Annotated in this window: 7 protein-coding genes and 1 pseudogene; 4 read left to right on the forward strand and 4 right to left on the reverse strand. The window is 65.0% G+C overall.

Annotated elements, in window-relative coordinates; translation table 11 throughout:
- Positions 1-13: 13 nt before the first annotated feature.
- The 4 genes from ACQR1E_RS05400 to ACQR1E_RS05415 form a co-directional block, all read right to left on the reverse strand.
- Positions 14-1,615 (reverse strand): ABC transporter substrate-binding protein, encoded by a 1,602-nt coding sequence (locus ACQR1E_RS05400; protein WP_434896764.1) that lies wholly within the window; start codon positions 1,613-1,615, stop codon positions 14-16.
- Between the two features lie 228 nt (positions 1,616-1,843).
- Positions 1,844-2,803: an N-carbamoyl-D-amino-acid hydrolase gene (locus ACQR1E_RS05405; RefSeq protein ID WP_316164522.1), complete on the reverse strand. Its 960-nt coding sequence runs from the start codon at positions 2,801-2,803 to the stop codon at positions 1,844-1,846.
- A gap of 75 nt (positions 2,804-2,878) precedes the next feature.
- Positions 2,879-4,408 carry an aldehyde dehydrogenase family protein gene (locus ACQR1E_RS05410; protein WP_434896765.1) on the reverse strand — a complete coding sequence of 510 codons (1,530 nt, stop codon included), beginning with the start codon at positions 4,406-4,408 and terminating at the stop codon, positions 2,879-2,881.
- A 10-nt stretch (positions 4,409-4,418) separates the two neighbouring features.
- Positions 4,419-5,300 (reverse strand): NAD(P)-dependent oxidoreductase, encoded by an 882-nt coding sequence (locus ACQR1E_RS05415; RefSeq protein ID WP_434896775.1) that lies wholly within the window; start codon positions 5,298-5,300, stop codon positions 4,419-4,421.
- A gap of 107 nt (positions 5,301-5,407) precedes the next feature.
- Here ACQR1E_RS05415 and ACQR1E_RS05420 point away from each other — a divergent pair, with 107 nt between their 5' ends.
- The 4 genes and pseudogenes from ACQR1E_RS05420 to ACQR1E_RS05435 all read left to right on the forward strand — a co-directional run.
- Positions 5,408-6,364 (forward strand): LysR family transcriptional regulator, encoded by a 957-nt coding sequence (locus ACQR1E_RS05420; RefSeq protein WP_434896766.1) that lies wholly within the window; start codon positions 5,408-5,410, stop codon positions 6,362-6,364.
- Positions 6,365-6,447: 83 nt separating this feature from the next.
- The gene (locus ACQR1E_RS05425; protein WP_434896767.1) at positions 6,448-6,771 is read left to right on the forward strand and encodes a hypothetical protein; all 324 of its coding nucleotides are present in this window, start codon (positions 6,448-6,450) and stop codon (positions 6,769-6,771) included.
- A gap of 126 nt (positions 6,772-6,897) precedes the next feature.
- Complete coding sequence (locus ACQR1E_RS05430; RefSeq protein WP_434896768.1) at positions 6,898-7,551, forward strand: hypothetical protein; 654 nt, start codon at positions 6,898-6,900, stop codon at positions 7,549-7,551.
- 281 nt (positions 7,552-7,832) lie between these two features.
- Positions 7,833-8,673: pseudogene (locus ACQR1E_RS05435) on the forward strand (IS3 family transposase); the annotation flags it as partial.

Consider the following 8,673-nt stretch of genomic DNA (forward strand, 5'->3'; position numbering starts at 1 on the left):
GAGGTCTTTCGCCCTATGCGGTCTTCGACACGCCCCAGAACAAGGGGATCGGCCCCTTGGTCACGCCCGAGACGTTCTTGCGCCAAGCGGTATAGCCGAGGAAGAAGCCGGTGGGCGCGAACACGACGTCGTCGATCGCCGCCTTGTTGATGCGCGCGGCGACCGCCTTCTCCTCGTCGAGCGACTTGGCGGCGAACCAGTTGGTGATCTCCTTCTCCACCGGCTCGCTGGTCGGCCAGCCGAACCAGGCATTGTCGCCATTGGCCCGCAGCGCGGTGTAGGCGGCCGGGTTGATGCAGTCGGCACCTGCGTGCCAGGTGTGGAACATGTGCCAGCCGCCTTGCGAAGGCGGCGTCTTCTGCGCGCGGCGGGCGCCGACGGTGCCCCAATCGGTGGCGACGAAGTCGACGGTCATGCCGAGCTTCTTGAGGAGATCGGCGGTAACGTCGCCGAATGCCTTGGTGATCGGCTGGTCCTGCGCGACGACGCAGGTGATCGGCTCACCCTTATAGCCGGCCTCCTCAAGCAGCTTCTTGGCCGCCGCGAAATCGCGTTTGCCTTTGAGGATGTCGCCGCCCGCCTCGGTATAGAGCGGCGTGTCCGGCGTGAAGAAGCCGGGCAGCGGCTTCCACAGCGCGTTGTCGTCGCCGACCAGCGCGCGCATATAATCTTCCTGGCTCATCGCCATGAGGATCGCCTGGCGCGCCTTCACGTTGTTGAACGGCGCATGCAGGTGGTTCATGCGGAACGAGCCGACATTGCCGAGGGGATCGCCGATGTCGACGCCGATGTTCTTGTTGCCCTTCAGCACCGGCACGAGATCGGTGATCGGGTTCTCCCACCAGTCGACCTCACCGTTCTGCAGCGCGGCAGCCGCGGTCGCAGGATCCGGCATGATCACCCATTCGACGCGATCGACCAGCACCTGCTTGCCGCCGGCGAGCCACACCGGCTTCTCCTGGCGCGGCACGTAGTCGGTGAACTTCTCGAACACGGCCTTGGCGCCCGGCACCCACTCGCCCTTGACGAATTTGAACGGGCCAGAGCCGACATATTCCGACATCTGCTTGAACGGGTCGGTCTGCGCAATGCGCTCGGGCATGATGAAGGCGCAGGGCGCATTGCCCTTGCCGAGCGCGAACAGCATCTTCGGATAGGGCTGCTTCAACACCCATTTGAAGGTCTTGTCGTCGACGACCGTCAGTTCGTTCTGCAGCGCCTTCAGCATCAGGCCCATCGGATCGCGCGCCGACCAGCGCGTGAGGCTGGCGACGACGTCCTTGGCGAGCACCGGCTCGCCGTCATGGAATTTCAGTCCCGGGCGCAGCTTGAAGGTCCAGGTCAGGCCGTCGTCGGACACCTGCTCGGATTCCACCATCTGGCGCTGCGGCACGAACTGGTCGTCGATGCCGTACAGCGTGTCCCACACCATCGCGGCCGCGTTGCGCACGACATATTGCGTGCCCCAGATCGGATCGAAATTGGCGAGATTGGCCTGTGGCACAAAACGCAAGGTGCGTGCGGCAGCGCCTTGTGCGATCGCCGGTGCCGCAATCCCCGTCAGCGCCAGACCACCCGCGCCCGCCAATCCCTTCAATACCGTCCTGCGATCCATGTTCTCTCCTGATGCAACATGCCAAGTTCAATTGCCGAAATTATAAGCAAGGCCCATGCCATGCGCGTGGAGTGCATTCATTTGAACGCAAATGAGGCACGGAGCGCAAGCTTTTGCGTAGCCCGGGCGAGCGCAGCGCCCCCGGGTTCTCCCGCACAGTTCATGCGAACCCGCATGTTGCTTTCGCTCATGCGGGCTACGGAAAGTGCCGTGCAGCAACATCGTGCGTCACGCCTGCTTTCTGACGGGCGAGCCGTCGGCCATCAGCGTCTCGCCCTTGCGTTCGACGATCATGCCGTAAGCCTGCGGCTGGCGATGGACGTCGAAGTTGAAGACCGTCTGCTTGTAGGATCTGCACAAATCGAGGTCACAGCGCGCCAGCGCGATCTCATCGCCCTTGGTGGCACAGGCCGCGACGATCTCGCCGGAGGGTGCGATGATGCAGCTGCCGGCGATGTGGTCGATGCCCTCCTCGATGCCTCCCTTGGCGACGCCGATGACCCAGGTGCCGTTCTGATAGGCACCGGACTGCATCACGAGGCGGTTGTGGAACAGCGAGAGATCGTCATGCTCCGGCGCGGGCGGATTGTGCACCGGCGTGTTGTAGCCGATCAGCACCATCTCGACGCCCTGCAGCCCCATCACGCGATAGGTCTCCGGCCAGCGGCGGTCGTTGCAGATCGCCATGCCGATGACGCCACCGAAGGCGCTCGCGACGCCGAAGCGCTTGCCGGGCTCGAAATAGCGCTTTTCCAGGTGCTGGAACTTGCGCCACGGCTCGTGCTCGGCATGTCCCGGCAGATGCACCTTGCGGTATTTCGAGACGATCGCGCCGGTCTTGTCGACGAGAATGGCGGTATTGTAGCGGTGCACGATGCCGCCCTCGAGCGCCAGCTCGGCATAGCCCAGGCAGAAGCCGATGCGCAGCTCCTTCGCGAGCGCGAACAAGGCCTGCGTTTCCGGCCCCGGCATCTCGCGCTCGAAATAGAGGTCGATCTCGGCCTGATCGGCCATGTACCAGCGCGGGAAGAACGTCGTCAGCGCGAGCTCGGGATAAACGATCAGGTCGCAGCCATTGGCGTGCGCCTGCCGCATCAACGCCATCAGCCGCGCAACCACCGCGGTCCGTGTTTCGCTCTTGGCAATCGGGCCGAGCTGACCAATGGCGACGTTGACGAAGCGCGGCATGTTTCCGTTCCTTATTTCGGAACTAAGTGGTCGTTCCGTGGCGCGCAGCTCTTGCACCGATCATGCCATGCCCGCTCAGTCGCGCAAGCCCGGCGCGTAGCCGAACGCCACGGCCGGCTCGGCCGCGGTCTCGACCCACACGCTCTTCACCTGCGTGTATTCGTACAGCGCCTCAATGCCGGAGGAGCGGCCATGGCCGCTGTTGTTGTAGCCGCCGAACGGCGAGGCGACGTTGATGGTCTTGTAGGCGTTGATCCAGAACGTCCCGGCCTTGACCTGTGCTGCGACGCGATGCGCGCGCGCGACATCCCTGGTCCACACCGCGCCCGCGAGGCCGAACTCGCTGTCATTGGCGATCGCGATCGCGTCCGCCTCGGTGTCGAAGCGGATCGCGGCGACGACCGGACCAAACACCTCCTTGCGCGCGATACCCATGGCGTTGGTGACGTTCTTGAGCACGGTCGGCTTGACGAAATATCCGCCGTCCTGCGCCACGCCATTTGCGCCAGCGACGATCTCCGCCCCCTCCGCCGCGCCTTCCCGGATCAACGACAGCACGTGATCATATTGCCTGGCGTTGTTGATCGGACCGATCTCGGTGTCCGCCGACAGCGGATCGCCGCATCTGATCTTCGCTGCACCTTTTGCGACCAGATCGACGAAGCGGTCATAGACCGCGCTCTGCACCAGCAGCCTGGAGCCGGCGACGCAGCTCTGTCCGGCGCCGCCGAAGATCGCGGCCTGCGCGCCGACGGCGGCGCGTTCGAGATCGGCATCGGCGAACACGATGTTGGCGGACTTGCCGCCGAGCTCGAGCACCGACGGCAACAGCCTGCGCGCCGCAGCCTCGCCGATCAGCCGCCCGGTCGGTACCGAGCCGACGAACACCACCTTCCTGACCGCGGGCTGCACCAGCGCCGCCTGCCCCGTGGTGTGGCCGAAACCGGCGAGCACGTTGACGACGCCCTTCGGCAAGCCCGCGCGTTCGGCGATGCCTGCCAGCGCCAGCGAGGTCAGCGGCGTCAGCTCCGAGGGCTTGAGCAGCACGGCGTTGCCCATGCTGATCGCTGGCGCGATCTGCCAGCCCGCGGTGAAGATCGGCGCATTCCACGGCGTGATCTGCAGCACCACGCCCATCGGCTCGCGACGCGTGTAGTTGAGATGGCTTGAGGGCACCGGGATGACGTCGCCGTGGAATTTGTCGGCCCAGCCGGCATAGTACTCGAACATCTCCGCGACCTTGGCGACCTCGCCCCTGGTGTCGCGGATCGGCTTGCCGGCGGACAGCGCTTCCAGATGCGCCAGCGGCTCGGCCGCGGCGAGGATCGCCCGCGCCACCGCCTGCATCACGCGGCCGCGGCCCGCGGCGGTCAGCTTCACCCATTCCGCCTGCCCCGCCCCCGCAGCAGCAGCCGCCTTGGCCGCCACGTCGGCACCGGCATCGGCATAGGTGAACAGCAATCTGCCGGTGGCGGGATCATTCACCGAGACCGTCGCGCCATCGCCGACGATCAGGTCACCGCCGACATGGGAGCCAACGGCCTCCAAGTCAGGCCAGAACGGCAGCGTGGCGGCGCGCAGGCGGGGATCGATGAAATGGGTCATGGCGGCACGCTCACGGCTTCGGTATCGGACCGAGCTGCAGCTCGACGATGCGGTTGAAATCATCAGTGTCGGCGATGCTGGCGGCGCTGTCCGCCCAGATGCGCGCGGTGTCGGCGGCCATCGGCAGCGACAGTCCGAGCTCGCCGATGAACTGCGCCGCGAGCCTGACGTCCTTGCGCATCAGCTGCATGGTGAAGCCGGAGTCGAAGGCGCCGTTGAGAATCCAGTTGGGCACGTTGACGAGCGTGACGCCGGAGCGGCCGGAGCCGGCATTGAGCCCTTCGAGCAGCCGCACTGCGTCGACGCCCGCCGCATCGGCGATGCGCAGCGCCTCCGCGGCGGTCAGCAGATGCGCGGCGCAGAGAAGATTGTTGACGATCTTGGCGACGTTGCCGGCGCCGACGCCGCCGACATGGACGCGCTTGGCGCTCATGCGCTCCAGCACCGGCAGCACGCGCGCGAGATCATCGCCGTCGGCGCCGATCACCATCGTCATGGTGCCGGTCGCCGCGCCCTTCGGCCCGCCGCTGACCGGCGCATCGACGAAGCCCATGCCGCGCGCCTTGAGAAGGGCTGCGAGCCGGCGCGAGGTCTCGGGATGCGAGGTCGAGGTGTCGACGATGACGACGCCGGCCCTGGCCTGCGCGAGGATACCGCCGGCGCCTTCCACGATATCGGCGACGATGCCGGCGGTCGGCAGCGACAGGATCACGATGTCGGCGGCGGCGATCACGCCGCCGATGCCGTCGGCAATCGCGATGCCCTCGGCCGCGAGCGCCGCGCGCGTCGCGGCTAGCGTGTCGTAGCCGGTGACGGCGAAGCCCGCGCCCTTCAGCGTCAGCGCCATACCGCGCCCCATGTTGCCAAGTCCGATGATGCCGACCGCGGTCACGAGGCCTCCTGCCAGATTTGCCTCGCCAGCGTAGCCGCGCAATTCCGGAGCAGACATCAGCGCCGTCCGCCGCTAGTGTTGACCTCAGGTCAACACGTTCCGAAGCCATGTCCGCCCTGCTCGATCACCACCGCCTGCACTATCTGCACGAGGCGATCCGCCTCGGCTCGGTGCGCGCCGCCGCCGAAGCGCTCGACGTCAACGCGTCGGTGATCAGCCGGCAGATCGCGCTGCTGGAAAAGGAGCTCGGCCTCACTTTGCTCGAGCGCCTCAGCCGCGGCATCCGCGCCACCGCGGCCGGCGCGCTGCTGGTCGAGCGCTTCCGGCAATGGCAGGCCGACCAGGCCGACACCGTCGCCAAGCTGCGCGAATTGCAGGGCCTCAAACGCGGCCATGTCGACATCGTACTCGGCGAGGGTTTCGTCAGCGACCTGATGTCCGGCCCGCTCGGCCAGTTCTGGCAACGCCATCCCAACCTCACCATGGCGTTCGATCTGGCCGGCACCAACGAGGTCGTCAATGCCGTCGCCGAGGATCGCCATCACATCGGCCTGGTGTTCAACCCATCAGCCGATCCGCGCATCCGGATCGCGACCGCGAGCCGGCAGCCGCTCTGCGCGATCATGCCGCCGGATCATGCGCTCGCGCGGCTCGGCCGTCCCTTGCGCTTGCGCGAGCTCGCCGATCACCCCCTCGGACTGATGCATCCGAGCTACGGCACGCGTCAGGTCGTGGCAATGGCGGAGGCCGCCGAGCGCATCGCCCTTTCGCCGAAGCTCACCACCAGCTCCATCAACGTGCTCCGCCACTTCGTCAGGAGCGGCCTCGGCCTGACGCTCCTGCCGGCCTTCGCGATCGCCGCCGATCTTGCCGACGGCTCCCTCGCCGCCGTGCCGGTGGACAACCGCCTGCTGGCCTCGAGCGAAGCCTGCGTCATCACCCGGCGCGGCCGCGAGCTGCCGCATGCCGCCAGCCATCTGCTGCGCTTTCTCAGCGGCCAGATGCGGGCGTTCCGGGTCGGCGGAGCCGCCGGCAAGACCAGGACGCGCGGCGCCGGACGTTGATCCGCACAGATCATCACGGATCGTTTTCCGTTGCGCTCACGCGTGGGTTGCGATTGGATGCTGCAATTTAGGGAATCGACTTCATGCGCCACGCTCTCGCGATCGCGTTCGGCCTGTGGGCGGCGACAGCGGCTCAGGCCGAGACCTGCCAGCTCATCGGCAACCAGATCCTGTGCGACGACAGGACGTCGGGACAGCGGATCGGCAACAACACCTATTGGAGCGACGGCTCCTCGTCCCAGCAGATCGGGCGCTTCACCTACAACAACGACGGCAGCAGCTCGCAGCAGATCGGCAACCACACCTACTACAGCGATGGCACGTCGTCGCACACGGTCGGAAGCACGACCTATTTCAGTGATGGCAGGACGTGCCGGCGGATGGGTAATCGCGTCTCGTGCGACTAGGCGATTCGGCCAATGTGACCGCCGCTGCAACGGCTTCTCGGAGCTGGAAATCTTCGAAATATAGGGAACTGAACCCTTGCATCGGGGCATGGCGGCTCCGGTCGACGGTCGTTCAACTGGCGTTTCATGAAGGTGGCCATCATGGAGTTTCGCTTTTCTTCAACGATCGAAGACGAGGTCTCCCACGTCCGATTCCAACTTGGAAATCTCGAATTCTTTCGCGCCGAAAAATATGATGTGACCTGGCCAGATGCGCTCAAAGCGGAGATCGCGCAAGGTATAGCTCGGTTTTCAGATGAGAGACTGCGCGACGCGATCGTGCGTCACGACTTGCCGGGCGCCAGTCTGGAGCGCGTCGTGCAGTCATGGCGGCGGGTGGAGGATCGATTTGCTTCCGATTTCGTTGCGCAGCTTACGCGTCAGTTGCCAAAGGTCGTGCGCGTCCATGTCACCAAGTTTGGTCCGGGCGGGTCGCACGATGGCGCATCGATGGCGCCGCGATTAGTCGTAAGCTATCCGGAAATGAAGGGATTGGATTTCAACAGCGTTCTCGTCCATGAGTTCATCGAAGTCTTGCTTTGGAGAAAGTTCCGCAGCGAAGAAGCCAGACTGGGAAAGAGAGCCGCTCATGCCATCAAGGAGGCTGTCGTCGACAGGTTCTGTTCCTGCGACAACCTGAAACCCGTCGTTGGGAGCTACAGAAAACAAGCGAGCTATTCCCAGCTGCCTCCGGATTGGGAAGATTGGCTACCAGCTAAAGGGCTGACGTGGAGTCAGTAGCGACCAGGCCAAATCGAATGCGGCGTCATGCTGGCTGGCGTTGATGCTGCGGTGATGACGGCTGGCAAGCAGGAGGTCACAGTTCGGGCCGCCAAACAGTCAACCACCCGACGAATTCACTTTACGACCAAACCTTGACCGAAAATCCGGCGCGATGAATTTTTGAGGCGAGCCGGGTTTCGTTTGCTACCAAAACATCAGACTCGTCCGCAGCCCCCATGACCTTGCCCCTGGGGCTTAATCCAGTTTGAAGTTCGTTCTGGCCCAACGAGGACCAGAGCATGAAGCGCAGCCGCTTTACGGAAGAGCAGATCATCGGGATTTTGAAGGAGCACGAGGCCGGCGTTCCGGTCGCCGATCTGTGCCGCAAGCATGGCGTGAGCGACGCCAGCATCTACAAGTGGAAGGCCAAGTTCGGCGGAATGGACGCTCGGAGGCCAAGCGGCTGAAGACGCTGGAGGACGAGAACACGCGGCTCAAGCGGCTGCTGGCGGACGCCATGCTGGACAATGCAGCGCTGAAGGATCTCCTGGGAAAGAAGTGGTGACGCCCGCGGCGAAGCGGAAAGCTGTCGCGCATCTCATGGGTGTCCACGGGATGAGCGAACGGCGGGCGTGTAAAGCCATCGGATGTTGCCGCATGACAGTCAGATATCAGATGAGCCGGGCCGATGATGCCGGGCTGCGGCAGCGCATGAGGGCGATCGCCCATGAGCGCCGCCGCTTCGGCTATCGTCGCCTGCACGTCCTGCTCAAGCGGGAGGGCTACCTGGTCAATCACAAGAAGCTGTTCCGGCTGTCCCGGGAGGAACGGCTCACGGTGCGCCGCAGAGGTGGCCGCAAGCGCGCCATCGGGACGCGAGCGCCGATGACGGTGCTGCTGCTCCCGAATGATCGCTGGTCACTCGACTTCGTGTCGGATCAGATGACCGATGGCCAGCGCTTCCGCATCCTGACCGTGGTCGACGATTGCACCCGCGAGTGCCTGGCGCTGGTGGCCGACACTTCACTCTCGGGCGCCCGGGTCGCCCGGGAGCTGGACCGGTTGGTCGCCGAGCGCGGCAAGCCCAAGATGGTGGTGAGCGACAACGGCAGCGAGCTCACGAGCAATGCCATCCTGACA

It is taken from the genome of Bradyrhizobium sp. HKCCYLRH1030 (assembly GCF_051168395.1).
GTDB lineage: Bacteria > Pseudomonadota > Alphaproteobacteria > Rhizobiales > Xanthobacteraceae > Bradyrhizobium.